Origin of the sequence: Kitasatospora xanthocidica (assembly GCF_014656195.1) — a bacterium.
GTDB lineage: Bacteria > Actinomycetota > Actinomycetes > Streptomycetales > Streptomycetaceae > Kitasatospora > Kitasatospora xanthocidica.
The window spans coordinates 122,606-138,737 of sequence record NZ_BNBY01000007.1; the positions used below are offsets into that span (position 1 = coordinate 122,606).

Below are 16,132 nucleotides of genomic sequence, written 5' to 3' on the forward strand. Positions count from 1 at the left end.
AGGTATCGTCAAAAATACGTCCGTACAGGCAAGTTGATCGACAGGAACCGATCAACCGCGCACTGGCGAGGGCTATGCTCACCCGGTCCGACAATCGACGCACGGGGGGCGAAAGTGGCCGATTTCACGGTCAGCACCGAATTCCTCGCCAAGTTGGCCCAAGACCTCAAAGGCTGCGGCGACGAACTCGATCAGGGGCTCAAGGCACTCCGGGAGGCGAGCCGCACCGGCACCGGGTTCGACTTCCTGGACGACGCCTGCGGGCACTTCCAGAGCAAGTGGGAGTACGGCCTGAAGAAGGTCCGCGAGTGCGTCAAGATCCTCGACGACGGCCTGGACAAGGTGCAGCAGAACTACGACGGCACCGAGCAGAGCATCACCAAGGCCCTCACCCCCGCGGCGGGGCAGTCATGACCGCACCCACGCCGCCCGACTGGTCCGGCCTCGGCTTCAACCCCACCCCCGGCGACTCCGCCGCCGTCACCGGCCTCAGCGGAAGCCTGCGCCGGGTGGGCCAGCACCTGACCGACGTCCACACCACGCTCGCCCAGCTCTCCGCCAACCAGGGCCAGTGGACCGGCGACGCGGCCAAGGCCTTCGCCGGCCAGTTCGGCAAGCTCCCCGCGTACCTGCAGGACGCCGCCGACTCCATCACCGCCGCCTACCAGGCACTCGACGTCTGGTACCGGGCGCTCACCGAACACCAGCCCAAGGCCGCCGAGTTGGCGCGCGCCGCGGTCACCGCCAAACAGCACAAGGAACAGGCCGAGCAGGCCCACGCCACCGCGGCGGCGGCCCCCGACCTCAAACTGGCCGGCCAGAGCTTCCCCGACGACGCCTCCCTCGCCGCCGCCGAGCAGCGCTACACCAAGGCGAAGAGCCACCTCGACGCGGCCGCCGACCTGGTCACCAGCGCCTCCGACGAACTCACCGGCCTGCGGAACCAGGCCCACGAACTCGCCGAGGCCCACACGTCGGACGCCCACAAGACGGCCGACGCCATCCGCAAGGCCGCCGACAGCAAGGCCCCGCCGGAGCCGGGCTGGCTCAGCAAGGTCGGCAACTGGCTGAAGAACCACGGCGCGGACCTGCTGACGGTGGCGGCCGGCGTCTGCGGCGTCGCCGCGATCTTCTTCCCCGCGCTCGCCCTGCCCGCCATCCTGCTGAGCGCCGCCGCCGCGGGCGCGCACGCCACCCAGTACGCCGTCAAGGGCCAGCTGTGGCCGCCGCAGAAGAACATCGGCAACTGGCTGACCCTGGGCGGCGACGTGCTCGGCGCGATCCCCGGCGTGGGCGTCGCCGCCAAGGGCGTGACCGCCGCCCGGGAGGCGAGCCTCGCCGGGAAGGGAGTGCGCGGCGCGGTCACCGCCGGGACGACCGAGGTCCGGTCCGCCGCCCGCGCGGTCGACCCGGCCAACCCGATCTTCACCACCGCGATCGAGAAGCCCGCGATCAAGCTCGGGCTCTCCAAGGCTGCCGCGATGGACGTCTCCGACGGCGTCCAGGCCGTCACCACCGCCGGACTCAACGCCCCGACCGCGTACGCCCTCACCCAGGACAACCCGAGCAACGGCCTGACCAGCGCGGTCAACTACACCACCGGCGCCAACAACCTCTTCGGCTCGGGCGGCCTCGCCGCCGGCGGCGGCAAGGCCAACGCCGTCGTCGGCACCGTGTCCACCGTCGGCAACCTGCTCGGCCTCGGCGGATGGGCGGCCGGCTATGGACGCTGAGAACCCGCCGCTCTGGCTCACCCTCCCCGGAGGCTTCACCTCCGTCGACCCGACCGAGGACCTCGGCGACCGGATGACCCGCACCGCCGAGCAGCTGGACGCGCTCTTCCCCGACGCCGCGCCCGAGCAGAAGCTCAGCGCGGTGATCGCCGCCGAGACCGCGTTCCAGGCCCAACTGCGCGAGGGCGCCGTCCACGTGTCCGGCTGCCTGGTCCGCGCCGAGGACGGCGAGCCCGTCCACGGCATGTTCACCGTCTTCCTCCGCCCGCAGGAGCTCGGCCCGCCCGGGAGCTACCCCGCCCGCGTCGCCGAGGAGTTGGCCGAGGCCTGGCCCGACGCCGACGTCGGCGTGGTCGACCTCCCGGTCGGCCGGGCCGCCCTCGTCGCGCGCGACGTCGAGGTCCCCGTGCCGGGCGCGCTGTGGGGCGTCCCCGGATCCACCGTCAGCACGGTGCGCCAGCTCGAACTGCTGCTCCCCCACCCGTGGAGCCCCCACGTGGTCGCCGCCGTCTTCACCACCGAGGACCTCGACCACTGGGACGAGTGGCTGCCCCTGCTCGCCACCGCGTTCCGCGGCATCTCCTTCCACCCGCCCCGGGACGAGAGCGCCGACGGCCTGCCGGCCGAGCAGTGGGACACCATCCGGAAGGCCTTCGGATGACGACCGCCCCCGTCGGCCGGGCCTCCGTCCTCGCCGCCGTCCTGACCGGCCTGTTCGTCACCGTCGTCCTCGCCGGTGCCTACGTCGGCACCGCCCTCGTCGTCGGCCTGGTGATCCTCTACCTCGTGGTGGCGGGCGTGGGACTGGCGAAGCTCCGGGGGCCCGGCAGCGACCCCGGTTACAAGGACACCGGCGGGGCGCTGGCCCTGGTGGCCCTGGCCGTCGTTCTGGCCACCGCCGCGGGCGGCGACGCCTGGCAGAACCTCGTGCTGTCCTCCGGGCGCGAGGTGAACGCCGTGGTGGTGTCCGAGAAGGCCGACAGGTCGTCCCGCGGCTCGACGACCTGGAGCTACACCCTCACCTCGGCGGACGGCGCCACCGTCCCCGGCGGGCCGCTGGCCCAGGACTCCGAACGCTTCAAGCCCGGCGACACCGTCACCGTCCGCATCGACCCGGCCGGACGCGTCGCCCCCAAACTCCCGGGCGAGGCGGCCTCATCGGCCTCCCTGTGGTCCGTCATCGGACTCAACGCCGCCATCGCGGCCCTCGTCCTCTGCCTCGCCCACCTCGGCAACCGCCCCCGCGGAACCACGGGGTGACCGGCAAGCCCCCGCACCGGTGGGGCGGCGGGCGCCGACACGACGTCCACCCGCGGCGGGAAGCGGCCGGGGCCTCCTTCGAACGCCCCGCGGCCGGGGGCCCGAAGAGGGGCCCTGGGGCCTGTCGGGGCGCGTGCCCCGGTGTCGCCCCGCGGCCGGGGTCCGAAGAGGGGTCCTACCCCCGTACCACCCGCGCCCGCAGGTAGTTGCGCCGGCCGAAGTTCGGCTCGTCCACCGCCGTCAGCTCCTCGACCTGGAACCGGTAGAGGGCCGCCGCGCCGCCCCCGGTGAGGAACTGCCGCCGGACGTCCTCCTCCTGCGCGAAGGACGGGTACCGACCCTGGTACGCCGCCAGTGCCGCCTCCGCCTGCCGCCCCCAGGCCTCGCTCGCGCTGCCGGTCAGCTGCAGCCCGCGCAGCTGCTCGCCGAAGACCGGCGGCGGCAGGAACACCGTGGCGGCGGCCCGGGCCTCCTCGGCGAGGTGGTGGCTGTGCCGGGTGGAGCGCTCGCTGACGAAGTAGAGGACCAGCTCCTCGTCGTAGGCGAAGAAGGCCAGGTTGGCGTGCGGCCCGTGTTCGTGGCCGGCGGTGGCGAGGGTGAGCACCATCGCCTCCGCGAGCAGCCCCTCGACGCCCTTGTGCAGCAGGTCGCCGGGCCAGTCCCCCTGCGTGATGTCGAGTCTGTACGGCATTCGGCACTCCCTCCGCTGGCACGCCCGGTGCCCACGCGCCCCGAGCACGACTGAGCCGGGCGGGCGCCCCCTCAGGAGGCCCCACGCCCGGCTCACATGCTCTACCCGCCACCCCGGACGGACAAGGGTCGCGGAACGGGTGGAATCGGCGGGTTCGGCGGGATCGGAAGGACCGGCGGGATCGCCGGACCCGCCCGCGCCCGGCCGCCTCAGTGCCGCTGCGCCCCCGACGCGGAGTAGCCGCGGCTGACCACCGGCAGCTCGCCCGGCCCGAGCAGCGGCCGCAGCGCGCCGGCTCGCATCCGGTCCACCAGCGGCCCGCAGCGCCCCGCGACCGGCGCCAGCGCCACCGCGGCCAGCAGGCCGACCAGCGCGCCCACCGCCACGTCGTGCGGGTAGTGCACGCCGACCCAGACCCGGGAGGCGGCCATCAGCACCGCGAACAGCCCGGCCACCCAGCCGAGCCGCCGGTCGACGAACCAGAGCGCGGCCGCCGCCGCGAAGGCGATCACCGAGTGGTTGCTCGGGAAGGACCAGTCCCCGGCGCCCGGGCAGGCCTCCAGCGAGAGGCTGCCGGGGATCTGCGCGCAGGGTCGGGTCTCCTCGACGATCCCCTTGAACACCGAGTTGACGGCGTACGCGATGACCACGATCAGCGGCGAGGCCAGGACCTTCGCCATCACCGCGGAGTCGGCGCCGCGCGCCCGCCACCACGACCAGAGCATGAAGAGCGCGAACAGTCCCAGGCCGAACGCCGACCAGACCTTGATCAGCTCGTCCAGCCAGTGCGGGGCCGACTGCGCCCACCCGTTGACCCGGGTGTAGAGGCTGCCGTCGATGCCGCTGCCGTCGTAGACGGCCAGGGCCCGGGAGGACATCACGCGTCACCTCCGTGACGTGGCGCCTTACGGGCGCTGAACAGTTCGAGAACATTGGGGAGCACGGGGACAACTACTACCAGACCGATGGTGGGCGGCCGATATCGGTCGCCTCCGGGCGGCGAGGTGCCGGGCCCGCGCCCGGCGCGCACCCCGCGGGCCGCCCGGACCGTGCCGATCGCCTCGACCGCACCGCCGACGGCCCGCCGGAGGGTGAACGAGCGGACCGGCCACTCCCGTACGCGACGCGGCGGAACTGGCACCGTTCGGAGCACCGGACGGGCCGGGCGGGCGCGATCGCCGGGGAACCGGAGCACGACCGAAGGACCTCCCGTACGTTGGAGGGCGGCTCACCGCAGGACACGCCCAGGCCGTCTACAGTCGCGTAGACGGTCTACGAGACTGTAGACGAAACTTGGAGGAAACGCCGCCATGTCCGACGTACCGTCCGCCCGCCGGCCCGCCGGGGAGCTGGAGGCCGAGGTGCTGGCCGCGCTCTGGTCGGCCCGGCGGCCGCTGACGCCGCAGGACGTCCAGGCGGCGCTCGGCGGGGACCTCGCCCGCACCACCATCGCCACGATCCTGGCCCGGCTGCACGACAAGGGGACGGTCGAACGCACCCGGGCCGGCCGCGCGTACGCCTACACCCCGACCGTCCAGGACACCGCCGGTCTGGCCGCCCGCCGGATGCACACCGAGCTGCGCCGCGAGGCCGACCGCTCCACCGTGCTGGCCCGCTTCGTCTCCGACCTCTCCGCCGAGGACGAACAGCTGCTCCGCGACCTGCTCGGCGACGGCCCCGCCACCCCGGACACCGGAGCCGGCGGCCCCGCCGTCCTCGGAACCGGCGCCGACGGCCCCCACGACGGCCGCCCGGGGGCTGTCGGCCGATGATGATCGCCGTCTGGGCCCCGCTGCTGCTGCCGTTCCTGGCCGCGCCGCTGGCCCGCCGCCTCGCCGAGGCGCTGTCGCCGCGGGCCGCCGCCTGGACCCTGGCCGGCAGCACCGCCGTACTGGCCGGGGGCACGCTCTGCTCGCTCGGCCTGCTCGCCGCCGACGGGCTGCTCCAGCTGCCGCCGGTCGCCGCCCTCGGCCACCTCTCGCTGCCCTGGCTCACCGCGGCCGCCCCGGACGCCCCGTTCGCCGCCCTCGCGGCCACCCTGGCCCTGGCCGCGCTCACCGCGCTGGCGGTGCGCACGGCCCGCCGCCGACGGCGGGAACTGCGCACGGCCCGGGCCGCCCTTCCGCCCGCCGACCAGCATCCGGACATGCGCCCCCGGCGCGCCACCGTGCGCCGAACGCGCACCCCGGACCGCCTCGCCACCCCGGACCGCCTCACCGCTCCGCCCCGGCCCGGCGACGGACCCGCGCCCACCCGGCTCCGCCGCCCCCTCCGCTCCTCCCTCACGGCCCTCACCGCCCTGCTGCGCCCCGCCGAGCCGCCGCTCGCCGTCCTCGACGACGAGCGCGCCGACGCCTTCGCCCTGCCCGGCCGGCTGCGCCGCCCCGGCCGACCGGGTGAGCCCGGCCGGATCGTGGTCACCTCCGGCATGCTGGGCGCCCTCAGCGGGCCGGAGCGCTCCGCCCTGCTCGCGCACGAGCGCGCCCACCTGGCCGCCCGTCACCACGTCTTCCTCGCCGTCGCCGAGCACGCCGCCGGCATCCACCCGGCGCTCCGCGCGCTGCGCACGCCCCTCGGGTACCACCTGGAGCGCTGGGCCGACGAGGTGGCGGCGGCCCGGGTCGGCGACCGCACCGTGACCGCCCGGGCGGTCGGCCGGGCCGCCCTGGCCGCGAGCCGCGCCCCGCGGCCGGACCGGCCCCGGCTGGCCCCCGCCGCCCACTCCGGGCCGGTCCCGCGCCGGGTCGCCGCGCTGCTGCAGCCCCGGCCGGCCGCCGCCCCCGGCACCCGGCTGCGGGCCGTCGCGCTGGCCCTGGCCGCCTGTCTGGCCCTGAGCACCGGCGCCACCCTGGAGGCCACCGCCGACCTGCACCACGTCGTCGAGGCGGCTCAGCAGGGCGCGGAGGCGCGGCACTGAAGCCGGTCGCACGGCGCTGAAGCGTGCCGCGCGCGGCACTGAAGCCGCCCGCACGGCGCGGGACGGCGGCCGCGCCGCCCGCGGCCGCCGTTCCGTACCGTCCGGTATGCCGAGTTGGCAGACCCCATCCCCACGGACCCAGCGCCCCCGTACGCTTTCGTCAGCGCGTCGGCCCCGGCGCGACCTCGAACGGCGGCGAGGAGCGGACCGAGTGCGGCAGACCGGACGGCAGTCCCGACGACCAGAGCGCCGCACCCCGCCGACCGCGGCGGAGCTGTCCAAGGTCCACGAGCGCACCCTCGCCGAAGCCGCCGCCCGCGAGCTGACCGGACCCGCCTCCCCCGAGGAGAACGGCGCCCCCGGCCTGCTCGAACCCCGACCCGAGATCGGCGACTCCTGGGCCCGGCTGCGCAGGCTCGGCCTCGACCCCGACAGCGGCGCCGCCGCCGTCCTGCTCGGCCCGGCTGAAATCGAACAGAGACGCCGTGCCAGCGGGCTCGACACGGTCGTGCCGGTGCTGCGCCAGACCCTGCTGGAGCCGACCGACGCGCTCCCGCTGATCCTCGCCATCGCCGACGCCGAGGGCCACGTGCTCTGGCAGGAGGGCGAGCGCGGCCTGCGCCGCAGCGCCGACCGGATCGGCTTCATCACCGGCGCCCGCTGGATCGAGGAGAGCGTCGGCACCAACGGCATCGCGGTCGCCCTGCGCGCCCGGCGCCCGATGCACGTCCACTCCGCCGAGCACTACCTACGCAGCCACCACTCCTGGACCTGCGTGGCCGCGCCCGTCCACGACCCCGGTACCGGACAGCTGGTCGGCGCCATCAACCTGAGCGGCCCGGCCCACAGCATCCGCCCCTACCTGCTCCAGCTCACCGCCACCGCCGCCCGGCTGGCCGAGACCGAGCTGCGCGCCCACCGGCTGGAGGCGCTGCACCAGCTGCGCACCCTGGCCGCGCCGATGCTCGCCCGGGTCGGCGGCCCGGCCCTGGTGGTGGACGCGGCCGGCTGGACCGCCGCCGCCGCCGGACTGCCGCCGCCCAACCGGCTGCGGGTACCCAGCGAGGGCTGGGCCCCGGCCGCCGTGCACTGGGTGCCCGGCCTCGGCGAGTGCGTGCTGGAACCGCTCGCCGACGGCTGGCTGGTGCGCCCGGTCCGGCCGCCCGAGGAGGGCGGCGCCGGCACCGTGGGCGGCGAACAGGCCGAGGGCGCCCGGCTCCGGCTCGACCTGCGCCGGGCGGACCGCCCCGAGCTGTCCGTCCGGGGCGCGGCCGGCAGCTGGTCCCACCCGCTCAGCCCGCGCCACGCCGAACTGCTGCTCCTGCTCGCCACCCGGCGCGAGGGCAGCAGCGCCGCCCAGCTCGCCGAGGCGCTGTTCGGCGACGCGGGCCGGACGGTCACGGTCCGCGCCGAGCTGTCCCGGCTGCGCCGCTACCTCGGCGGGCTGCTGGCCCACCGGCCGTACCGGATCGCCGAGTCGGTGCTGGTCACCGTGGACGGGCCGGACGACCCGTACGACCTGCTGCCGGCCTCCACGGCCCCGGCCGTCCGGCGGCTGCGGGCCGCGCTGGCGACCGGGACGGCCCTGCTGCCCGGCACGGCGGCCGTCCCTCCGCCGCGTACGCCCGGGGACGCCCCGCTCGCCCGCTGAGACCGGTCCGCGGCGCGCCCGCCCGCGGATCACCGGGTGCTGGCCGTCAGCCGCTCGCCAGCAGGGCGGCCAGGTCGGCGTCGGTCGGGCCGCAGTCGCGCTCCTGCTCCTCGGAGACCAGCGCGTAGGTCCGGTCCAGCCAGGCCTGCACCACGGGCTTGGAGGCCTCCAGCAGGGCGCTGCCGTGCGGGGATTCGAGCGCCAGGTGCAACGTCGACCCGTGGCACGGGCAGTACGCCGGCCACAGTTTGACGTCGCCCTGGCCGCTCAACGTGCACAGGCCGTCGCGCAGCAACTCGCGCGAGAACACCCAGTCGGCCTCGTCCGGCCGCCCCAGGTGGAACGTCAGCAGCACCTCGTACGGGCGGGCGGCGTCGAACCGGAACCGGGTGCGCACCTCGCCGACCACCTCCTCCCCCAGCGAGATCCGCAGGGGCAGCACCTCCTCCACCGCCGCCGGAGCGGCGGTGGAGCCGTCCCCATCGCCGCCCGTGGGGGTGGCGGCGAGGGGTGCACTTGAGGCTGCGGACAGCGGGTCGGGCGGCATGACGGTCTCTCCGGGACGGCGTGGGATGTCCTCAGCGTGCGCCACGGCGTGCCCGGCGGGCAAGGGTTGCAAGAGGGTTGCAATAACCCCCTTCCGGTGCGACCGCCCCTTACCCGCGCTTGTCGGACGGAGTGTCAACTTCCGTACGTCGAACGGATGTCCACGAAATGGATGGAACCCGTCCACCGTATGACCGGCCGCTGGTACGCTCTCCCCCTCCCCGGCGCGGGCCCGCCGCGGAACGGCCCGGGACGGCCGGAGCCGGGCCCGGTGCCAGCGCGTGGGAGAATACGGCGACGCGACGGCGGCTTCGGGGAGGGAGGGGTCCGGTGGCTGTGCGCGAGGACACCGCGCTGGACGTGTCGCACGAGCCCGAACGGCACGGCCGACACGGCCGGCCACGCCCGTTCGGCGGCCGACTGCGACTGCCCACCATTCGTTTCTCCGGCGCCGCCATGGCGATGTCCACCGTCGTCGGCATCAGCATCGCCACCACCCTCCTCCTCAACGAGCAGCAGGGGATCGGCCGTCGGGCCGGCGTGGCCCGGGTCGGCTCCACCCCGCCGCCCACCCCGGGCGCCACCGACCAGGCCGAGGCGGTCTCCGCCCAGACCCCCACCGCCACCCCGGCCTCCGGCGGGCCGTCCGCCGCCCGGCAGCCGGCCCACCCGTCCACGCACCCCGCGGTCCGCCCCACCGGCGCGGCCCCGGTCGTGGCGACCCCGCCCGCCGACCGCTCGGCGCACCCGGGGGCCCCGGCCGGCGGGCTGACCGCCACCGGGCAGGACCCGCAGGCCTCCGGCACCCAGCTCACCGGCACGGAGCCGGGCGCACCGGCCACGGCGGGGCCCTCGCCCTCGCCGACCCCGCCCACCGGACAGCCCACCGGACAGCCCACCGGGCAGCCGGGCGGACAGCCTGCCGGGCAGCCCGCCGCCGGCGAGTCCCCGCACGTGCCCGTCATCAAGCCCACCGCGCCCACCGCGCCGACGGCGCCCGCCCGCCCGGTGCCGCCGCCCGGCGGGGCCGCCCCCGGTCCCACCGCGCCCCCCGGGCCTTCCGGCCCCACCGCGCCCGACCCGAGCGCCGACCACGCCCTGGCCGGCGTCCCCCTGGTCACCCCGTTCGGCCGCGACGGCCTGCGGCACGAGCTCGGCCTCACCGTGAGCGAGCCGCTCACCGCGCTGCAGGCCGAATTCCGGCTCGTCCCGGGCGATTCGGCCGCCGGTACCGGCACCGCCTGGACCGATCTGCCCGGCGCCGTGGTCACCGTCCAGCAGGAGCGCGGCACCCTGGTCTACCGCTTCACCACGCCGCCCGGCACCGACGTCCGGCCCGGCCGCTACACCTTCGGCGTGCGCGGCGCCCGCCCGGCCGCCGCCGACCCGTCCGCGGTCCGCAAGTCGGCGCCGACGGAGAGCTGGAGCGCCTCCGCCTTCGCCCTCTGCCACCCGCGCGCGGTGGCCGCGCTCGGCACCTTCGGCGCCGTCCCGCCGCCGCCCGCCGCGCCGCCGCAGGGCCCCGGCCTCCCGGGCGCCGCAGGTCAGGCCCCCAGTGCCCCCGGTGGCCCCGCCGCCCCACCGGTCACCGCGCCGCGCTGACGGCCGCGCCCGCCCCGCCCGCGCCACCGCCCGGGCGGCGGTCGGCTGTCACACGGTCCCAACCGTCCGACGATCCGACAGCTGACCTGCCCGGACGGGCGCATCCCCGCACCCCCGTTCGTTACTGTGGGCAGCACCCGGCCGGGCGCCCCCAAACGGCCCCTGCCCGGGCCGCCGTTCCGCACCCGAGGAGGAGTCCGTGCCCACCGTCCTGACCCAAGGCGGCAACGCACCGCTGACCGCCGCGCGAGTGACCGTCGAGGTCACCGCGCCCAAGGCGCTGGACGTCTCCGGCCTGCTGCTGACCGATGCCGGAAAGGTGCGCTCGGACGACGACTTCGTCTTCTTCAACGCCCCGAACGGCCCCGGTGTCAGCCACCGCCCGGCCGCCGCCGGCTCCCCCGACGCGATCACCGTCGACACCCGGGCCGTCCCCGCGGACATCACCAAGATCGTGGTCACCGCCAGCCCCGCCGACCAGGTCTCCACCTTCGCCGGGACGGAGCCCACCGCCACCGTCCGCGACGCCGACACCGGCGAGGTCCTGGTCACCTTCACCCCGCCCCAGCTGGGCCTGGAGACCGCGCTCATCGTGGTCGAGGTCTACCTGCGCAACGGCGCCTGGAAGGTCCGCGCGGTCGGCCAGGGCTACGCCGACGGGCTCGCGGGCATCGCCACCGACTTCGGTGTCAGCGTCGACGACTCCCCGGCGCCGGCCGCCGCGGCCACCCCGGCCGCGCCCGTCGCCCCGCCCGCGCCCCCGGCCCCGGTGGCCGCGCCGGCCCCGGCCCCGGCCGACCGGACCCTCCAGCTGCCCACCCCGCCGGCCGACCCGTTCGACACCCCGCCCCCGCCGCCCGCCGCCCCGGTGGACCCGCGGATCGCCCTCGCCACCGGCTCCCACCCGCTGCCCCCGGTCCCGCCCGCGCCGCCCGCCGCGCCCCCGGCCCCCGCCGCGCCGGCCCGGATCACCCTGGACAAGGGCCGGGTCAGCCTGGTCAAGGGCAGCTCCGTCTCCCTGGTCAAGAACGGCCGCCCCTTCCTCTCCTCCGTCCGGATGGCCCTCGGCTGGGAGCCCGCCGCCCGCGGCCGCAGCGTCGACCTGGACGCCTCCTGCCTGGCCTTCGACGCCCGCCACAAGCGGCTGGAGACGGCCTGGTTCATGAAGCTGAACATCTTCAACGGCGCCATCGCCCACTCCGGCGACAACCTCACCGGCGGAGGCGACGGTGACGACGAGCTGATCACCGTCCACCTGGAGGGCCTGCCTGCCGAGGTCCACGGCCTGGTCTTCGTCGTCAACTCCTTCTCCGGCCAGAAGTTCACCGACGTGAAGAACGCCTACTGCCGCCTGCTGGACGCCGCCACCAACGAGGAGCTCGTCCGCTTCGACCTCACCCACTCCGAGGCCCGCACCGGCGTGGTGATGTGCAAGCTGGTCCGCCGCCCGGGCGGCGAGTGGGAGATGACGGCGCTCGGCGAGTACGTCGACGGCAAGACCGCCCGCGCGATGATCGAGCCCGCCGCCGCGCTGCTCTGACCCACCGCGCCGTCACGCCCACGGCCGCGAATTCACCCTCCTGAGGCATCAAGTCGTTTACGGACCGACTCGATTGACTCTCAGGGGGGTGAATCGCACTCTCCCCCGCACCCGCTGAGGAGAGACCGTGCCACGCTTCCTGTCCCGCCTCGCCGTCGCCGGCACCGCCGCCGTCCTCGCCACCACGCTGACCACCCCCACCACCGTCCAGGCCGCCGCCAAGCCGGCCGAACGCACCCGGGCGCTGTCCTGGGTGGCCATGGGCGACTCCTTCACCGCCGGCGTCATCGAGGCCACCGGCGCCGAGACCGAGCCCCGCGACGGCTGCGCCCGGACCGTCGAGTCCTACCCCGAGATCATCCGCCGCGACCTCGGCGCCCTGACCGACCTGCGCAACGTCAGCTGCAGCGGCGCCACTACCGAGAACGTCCGCACCGCCAAGCTCTCCCCGCTCGGCCGCCCGCTCCCGCCGCTCGGCACCGACCCGAACGCCCCCTACCCGCCCGTCCCGCCGCAGATCGACTCCGCCGGCCCGGACACCGACCTGATCACCGTCGGCATCGGCGGCAACGACCTCGGCTTCGCCGGGATCCTCAAGGACTGCGTCGAACTCGGCGCCACCCACCTCGGCCAGGGCACCCCCTGCAAGGACCGGTACGACGCCGTCCTGCCCGACCGCCTCGCCGGGCTGAGCGCCGCCTACGGCACCATGCTGACCGAGCTGCACGCCAAGGCCCCGTCCGCCAAGGTGATCACCGTCGGCTACCCGCACCTCGTCCCCGAGGACGCCGACCTCTGCACGTACGGCGACCTGCTGCAGTTCGCCACCGTCAGCACCGGCGACCTCGCCTGGGCCCGGACGGCGATCCTGGAGCCGCTCAACGCGGTCGTCGCGCGGAGCAGCGCCGACCACGGGGACACCTTCGTCGACCTCTACCCCGCCAGCGCCGGCCACAGCGTCTGCGACGCCGACCGCTGGGTCGACGGCGTGCTGAGCACCATCCTCCCGCTGACGTACGGACTGGTGCACCCGAACGCCCGGGGCCAGGCCGGCGCCGCCGCCGTGGTCGAGCACGCCGTCCGCGGCGGCTGAGCCGAAAACCGGTGGCCGCGCGGCCCGCGCCCGGGGCATCCTGACCGGATGATCATCCGCGAAGCCACCCCCGAGGACTGGCCGGCCATCTGGCCGTTCTTCCAGGCCGTCGTCGCCGCCGGCGAGACCTTCCCCTACCCGCTCGACATGTCCTTCGAGCTCGGCCGGGAATGGTGGATGAAGACCGCCCCCGACCGCACCGTTGTCGCGGTGGACGAGGACGGGCGGATCGTCGGCAGCGCCACCATGAACCGCAACCGCCCGGGCAACGGCTCGCACGTCGCCAGCGCCAGCTACATGGTCGACCCGGCCCACCACGGCAAGGGCATCGGGCGGGCCCTGGTCGAGCACACCCTCGACTGGGCCCGCGGGGCGGGCTTCCGCGCCATGCAGTTCAACGCGGTCGTCGCCAACAACCACCGCGCCGTGAAGCTCTACGAGTCGCTCGGCTTCGAGGTCGTCGGCACCGTCCCCGAGGCCTTCCTGCACCCGGTCGACGGCTACGTCGGCCTGCACGTCATGTACCGGGCCCTGTAACCGCGGGGGTCTACTCCTCGATCGCCCCGCCGACCCGCCGCAGGTGCTGCCGGAAGCTGTACGCCGGGTCGGCGGCGCGGCGCTCCAGGTAGTCGTCGAAGGCGGTCTGCCGGCGCAGCGTGTCCCCGGCGGCGATCCGCCCGGCCTGGGCGCGCTCGGTCCGGGCGATCGCGCCCGCCGTCTCCAGCACCTCCTCGACCCGGTCGGCCGGCACGAACAGCACCCCGTCCGGGTCGGCGAACACCACGTCCTCGGCGGTCACCGCGTGCGGCCCGACCCGCGCCGACAGCAGCGCCTCCGGCTCCCGCTCGTCCAGCCGCACCGGCCCGAGCGGCAGCGCGCCGTAGCTGAACACCGGCAGCCCGATCTCCACCAGCTCGGGGGTGTCCCGGTGCAGCCCCCACACCACGATCCCGGCCACCCCGGCGGCCCGCGCCTCCAGCACCGCGAGGTCCCCGATGCAGGCCTCGTCCGTCCGCCCGCCGTTGTCGATCACCAGCACGTCCCCGTCCCGGGCGGCCCCGTACGCCTCCAGGAACACGTCCACGCTCCCGTAGTGCCGCACCGGCAGCACCCGCCCCGCCACCCGGCCCCCGCCGACCACCCCGGCCACCCCCACCGGCGCCACCCGCACCCCCACCCCGACCCGCACACACGCATCCGCCACCAACGGCGTCGACAACCCCTCGAACCCCTTCAGCATCCCCAACTCCTCCGAGTAAAAGCCCAGTTGACCAGCACCGGATCCTATGCCAGGCCCCGAACTCACACCATCGAGTGGCGATCGCCTATCCACCATCCGTCGGACAACCGGCACACCTAACCTGTCGGCGAGTCACTGAAGGGAGTTCAGGCGAGCATGACGGACAGCGAGATCCTCCTGGAGCTTTTCCTGGAGCTGGAGATGCCGGAGGGTCTTCGGGCCCAGCTCGTGAACGGCGACATCATCGTCGAGCCTCCCCCTGACGGACACCACGAGCACATCCTCAGCCACCTGATCGACCAGATGCACGGCGAAGCCGCCGCCGAGATGCAGGTGTCCGGCCACAAAGGCCTCCGCCTCCCTGGGGGCGGAGGCCACCCGCCCGACCATGTCATCCCCGACCTCACCGTCGTACCCGAGGTGCTCCGCCTCTTCTGTGGCGCCCCTCCCTGGATGGAGCCGGACGGCGTCGCCATGGTCGCCGAAGTCACGTCCTGCAAGCCCGACCAGGACCGCATCGCCAAGCGGCACTGCTACGCCCGGGCCGGCATCCCGCTCTATCTCCTCATCGACCGCGAGAGGTCGCAGGTGAGCCTCTTCGGCCAGCCTCACCGCGAGGAGTACACCGAGGTGCACCTGGCCGCCTTCGGCGAGCCACTCACCCTCCCCGCGCCCTTCGAGTTCGAGCTCGACACCAAGCCCTTCCTCTAGGAAACGCGAAACGGCTCGCACCCCCTCCCACACAGGGGGTACGAGCCGTTCCTCCGAACCGGCGGCGTCAGCCGCGGGTGGCCATGGCGCGCAGGAAGAAGGTCAGGTTGGCCGGGCGCTCGGCGAGGCGGCGCATGAAGTAGCCGTACCACTCCTGGCCGTACGGGAGGTAGACCCGCATGGTGTTGCCCTCGCCGGCGAGGCGCAGCTGCTCCTCCGGGCGGATGCCGAACAGCATCTGGTACTCGAAGGAGTCCCGCTTGCGGCCGTTCCACTGGGCCAGCTGGCCGGCGATCTTGATCATGTTGGGGTCGTGCGAGGCGATCATCGGGTAGCCCTCGCCGGCCATCAGGATCTTCAGCGCGCGGACGTACGCGAGGTCGACCTCGTGCTTGCCCTGGAAGGCGACCGACTCGGGCTCCTTGTAGGCGCCCTTGCACAGGCGCACGCGGGAGCCGGGGCCGGAGAACTCGCGGCAGTCGGCCTCGGTGCGGCGCAGGTAGGCCTGCAGCACGACGCCGAGCCAGGGGTAGTCCGCCCGCAGCTCGCGCGCGATGGCGAGGGTGGAGTCGGTGGTGGTGTGGTCCTCCATGTCGAGGGTCACCGTGGTGCCCGCGTCGGCGGCGGCCTCGCAGATGCGGCGGGCGTTCTCCAGCGCGATCTTCTCGCCGTCCACCGGGAGGAACTGGCCGACGGCCGACAGCTTGACCGAGACCTCGGCGCCGGCCGCCAGGCCGGTCTCCTTGAGGGCCTTGAGCAGGTGCTCGTAGGCCTCGGCGGTGCCGGCGGCCTGGGCGGCGTCCTGGGTGTCCTCGCCGAGGTGGTCCAGGGTGACCTTCCGGCCGGTGGCGACCAGGTCGTCGCAGGCGGTGACCGCGTCGTCGAGGGCCTCGCCCGCGACGAAGCGCTCGACTATCGCGTGGGTCGGGGGGAACTTCTCGACCACGGTGCGGACCTGCGGGGACCGGGAGGCCGCGAGAAGGGCGGAACGGAGCATCGTGACTCCTGGAGCTGGTGTTTCCAAGGGTGGCAGAAAGGCGCCGGGGCGGCGGTACGGGGGTTGCCCGCCGCCCCGGCGGGGGCGACGCCCGGCTGCGGGGCCGGGCGTCGCGGGTGACCGTTGGCTACGGAACGAGCCGGAGGGTCAG

General features: G+C 75.2%; 17 protein-coding genes. 12 read left to right on the forward strand and 5 right to left on the reverse strand.

Annotated elements, in window-relative coordinates:
- Positions 1-114 precede the first annotated feature (114 nt).
- Genes IE332_RS15055 through IE332_RS15070 form a run of 4 tightly spaced genes read left to right on the forward strand, consistent with a single transcriptional unit; the run spans position 115 to position 2,993 of the window.
- Complete coding sequence (locus tag IE332_RS15055) at positions 115-414, forward strand: hypothetical protein (RefSeq protein ID WP_189916354.1); 300 nt, start codon at positions 115-117, stop codon at positions 412-414.
- Complete coding sequence (locus tag IE332_RS15060; RefSeq protein WP_189916355.1) at positions 411-1,733, forward strand: putative T7SS-secreted protein; 1,323 nt, start codon at positions 411-413, stop codon at positions 1,731-1,733. The genes IE332_RS15055 and IE332_RS15060 overlap by 4 nt, the downstream gene beginning before the upstream one ends.
- Entirely contained in the window at positions 1,723-2,394 is a 672-nt protein-coding gene (locus tag IE332_RS15065) for a hypothetical protein (protein WP_189916356.1), read from the forward strand. Before IE332_RS15060 ends, IE332_RS15065 begins: the two co-directional genes overlap by 11 nt.
- Positions 2,391-2,993 carry a hypothetical protein gene (locus IE332_RS15070; RefSeq protein WP_189916357.1) on the forward strand — a complete coding sequence of 201 codons (603 nt, stop codon included), beginning with the start codon at positions 2,391-2,393 and terminating at the stop codon, positions 2,991-2,993. The genes IE332_RS15065 and IE332_RS15070 overlap by 4 nt, the downstream gene beginning before the upstream one ends.
- 175 nt (positions 2,994-3,168) lie before the next feature.
- Here IE332_RS15070 and IE332_RS15075 read toward each other — a convergent pair whose 3' ends face one another.
- Positions 3,169-3,684 carry a pyridoxamine 5'-phosphate oxidase family protein gene (locus tag IE332_RS15075; RefSeq protein ID WP_189916358.1) on the reverse strand — a complete coding sequence of 172 codons (516 nt, stop codon included), beginning with the start codon at positions 3,682-3,684 and terminating at the stop codon, positions 3,169-3,171.
- A gap of 209 nt (positions 3,685-3,893) precedes the next feature.
- A complete protein-coding gene (locus tag IE332_RS15080; RefSeq protein WP_189916359.1) occupies positions 3,894-4,562 on the reverse strand; it encodes a phosphatase PAP2 family protein in 669 nt (222 codons plus the stop codon).
- 432 nt (positions 4,563-4,994) lie between these two features.
- On the opposite strand from IE332_RS15080, the gene IE332_RS15085 reads away from it, so the two are divergent.
- The 3 genes from IE332_RS15085 to IE332_RS15095 all read left to right on the forward strand — a co-directional run bounded on the left by IE332_RS15085 (position 4,995) and on the right by IE332_RS15095 (position 8,252).
- Positions 4,995-5,456 carry a BlaI/MecI/CopY family transcriptional regulator gene (locus IE332_RS15085; protein WP_189916360.1) on the forward strand — a complete coding sequence of 154 codons (462 nt, stop codon included), beginning with the start codon at positions 4,995-4,997 and terminating at the stop codon, positions 5,454-5,456.
- On the forward strand, positions 5,453-6,601 hold the full coding sequence (locus IE332_RS15090; RefSeq protein ID WP_189916361.1) for a M56 family metallopeptidase: 1,149 nt from the start codon (positions 5,453-5,455) through the stop codon (positions 6,599-6,601). Before IE332_RS15085 ends, IE332_RS15090 begins: the two co-directional genes overlap by 4 nt.
- Before the next feature lie 211 nt (positions 6,602-6,812).
- Positions 6,813-8,252, forward strand: coding sequence for a helix-turn-helix domain-containing protein (locus tag IE332_RS15095; RefSeq protein WP_229928612.1), 1,440 nt, complete (start codon positions 6,813-6,815; stop codon positions 8,250-8,252).
- Positions 8,253-8,298: 46 nt separating this feature from the next.
- On the opposite strand, the gene IE332_RS15100 is transcribed toward IE332_RS15095, so the two are convergent.
- Entirely contained in the window at positions 8,299-8,799 is a 501-nt protein-coding gene (locus IE332_RS15100) for an SsgA family sporulation/cell division regulator (protein ID WP_189916363.1), read from the reverse strand.
- Positions 8,800-9,128: 329 nt separating this feature from the next.
- Here IE332_RS15100 and IE332_RS15105 point away from each other — a divergent pair, with 329 nt between their 5' ends.
- From IE332_RS15105 to IE332_RS15120, 4 genes are all read left to right on the forward strand, one after another.
- Positions 9,129-10,400, forward strand: a complete 1,272-nt coding sequence (locus tag IE332_RS15105) for a hypothetical protein (RefSeq protein WP_189916364.1) — start codon at positions 9,129-9,131, stop codon at positions 10,398-10,400.
- 211 nt (positions 10,401-10,611) lie between these two features.
- Positions 10,612-11,940 carry a TerD family protein gene (locus tag IE332_RS15110; protein ID WP_189916558.1) on the forward strand — a complete coding sequence of 443 codons (1,329 nt, stop codon included), beginning with the start codon at positions 10,612-10,614 and terminating at the stop codon, positions 11,938-11,940.
- Between the two features lie 127 nt (positions 11,941-12,067).
- A complete protein-coding gene (locus IE332_RS15115) occupies positions 12,068-13,033 on the forward strand; it encodes an SGNH/GDSL hydrolase family protein (RefSeq protein ID WP_189916365.1) in 966 nt (321 codons plus the stop codon).
- A 48-nt stretch (positions 13,034-13,081) separates the two neighbouring features.
- Positions 13,082-13,570, forward strand: coding sequence for a GNAT family N-acetyltransferase (locus IE332_RS15120; RefSeq protein ID WP_189916366.1), 489 nt, complete (start codon positions 13,082-13,084; stop codon positions 13,568-13,570).
- Positions 13,571-13,580: 10 nt separating this feature from the next.
- Here IE332_RS15120 and IE332_RS15125 read toward each other — a convergent pair whose 3' ends face one another.
- Positions 13,581-14,273 (reverse strand): RraA family protein, encoded by a 693-nt coding sequence (locus tag IE332_RS15125; protein WP_189916367.1) that lies wholly within the window; start codon positions 14,271-14,273, stop codon positions 13,581-13,583.
- A 156-nt stretch (positions 14,274-14,429) separates the two neighbouring features.
- Here IE332_RS15125 and IE332_RS15130 point away from each other — a divergent pair, with 156 nt between their 5' ends.
- Complete coding sequence (locus tag IE332_RS15130) at positions 14,430-14,984, forward strand: Uma2 family endonuclease (protein ID WP_189916368.1); 555 nt, start codon at positions 14,430-14,432, stop codon at positions 14,982-14,984.
- 67 nt (positions 14,985-15,051) lie between these two features.
- Here the strand turns inward: IE332_RS15130 and IE332_RS15135 are convergent, their stop codons facing one another.
- Entirely contained in the window at positions 15,052-15,981 is a 930-nt protein-coding gene (locus tag IE332_RS15135) for a proline dehydrogenase family protein (protein ID WP_189916369.1), read from the reverse strand.
- Between the last annotated feature and the right edge of the window lie 151 nt (positions 15,982-16,132).

What these genes read in the sequence shown, in the direction of transcription:
- IE332_RS15070 (WP_189916357.1), top strand. Translation starts at nt 2,391, where the DNA reads ATGACGACCGCCCCCGTCGGCCGGGCCTCCGTCCTCGCCGCCGTCCTG.
- IE332_RS15085 (WP_189916360.1), top strand. Translation starts at nt 4,995, where the DNA reads ATGTCCGACGTACCGTCCGCCCGCCGGCCCGCCGGGGAGCTGGAGGCC.
- IE332_RS15135 (WP_189916369.1), bottom strand. Translation starts at nt 15,981, where the DNA reads ATGCTCCGTTCCGCCCTTCTCGCGGCCTCCCGGTCCCCGCAGGTCCGC.
- IE332_RS15120 (WP_189916366.1), top strand. Translation starts at nt 13,082, where the DNA reads ATGATCATCCGCGAAGCCACCCCCGAGGACTGGCCGGCCATCTGGCCG.
- IE332_RS15080 (WP_189916359.1), bottom strand. Translation starts at nt 4,562, where the DNA reads ATGTCCTCCCGGGCCCTGGCCGTCTACGACGGCAGCGGCATCGACGGC.
- IE332_RS15125 (WP_189916367.1), bottom strand. Translation starts at nt 14,273, where the DNA reads ATGCTGAAGGGGTTCGAGGGGTTGTCGACGCCGTTGGTGGCGGATGCG.
- IE332_RS15130 (WP_189916368.1), top strand. Translation starts at nt 14,430, where the DNA reads ATGACGGACAGCGAGATCCTCCTGGAGCTTTTCCTGGAGCTGGAGATG.
- IE332_RS15100 (WP_189916363.1), bottom strand. Translation starts at nt 8,799, where the DNA reads ATGCCGCCCGACCCGCTGTCCGCAGCCTCAAGTGCACCCCTCGCCGCC.
- IE332_RS15065 (WP_189916356.1), top strand. Translation starts at nt 1,723, where the DNA reads ATGGACGCTGAGAACCCGCCGCTCTGGCTCACCCTCCCCGGAGGCTTC.
- IE332_RS15075 (WP_189916358.1), bottom strand. Translation starts at nt 3,684, where the DNA reads ATGCCGTACAGACTCGACATCACGCAGGGGGACTGGCCCGGCGACCTG.
- IE332_RS15060 (WP_189916355.1), top strand. Translation starts at nt 411, where the DNA reads ATGACCGCACCCACGCCGCCCGACTGGTCCGGCCTCGGCTTCAACCCC.
- IE332_RS15090 (WP_189916361.1), top strand. Translation starts at nt 5,453, where the DNA reads ATGATGATCGCCGTCTGGGCCCCGCTGCTGCTGCCGTTCCTGGCCGCG.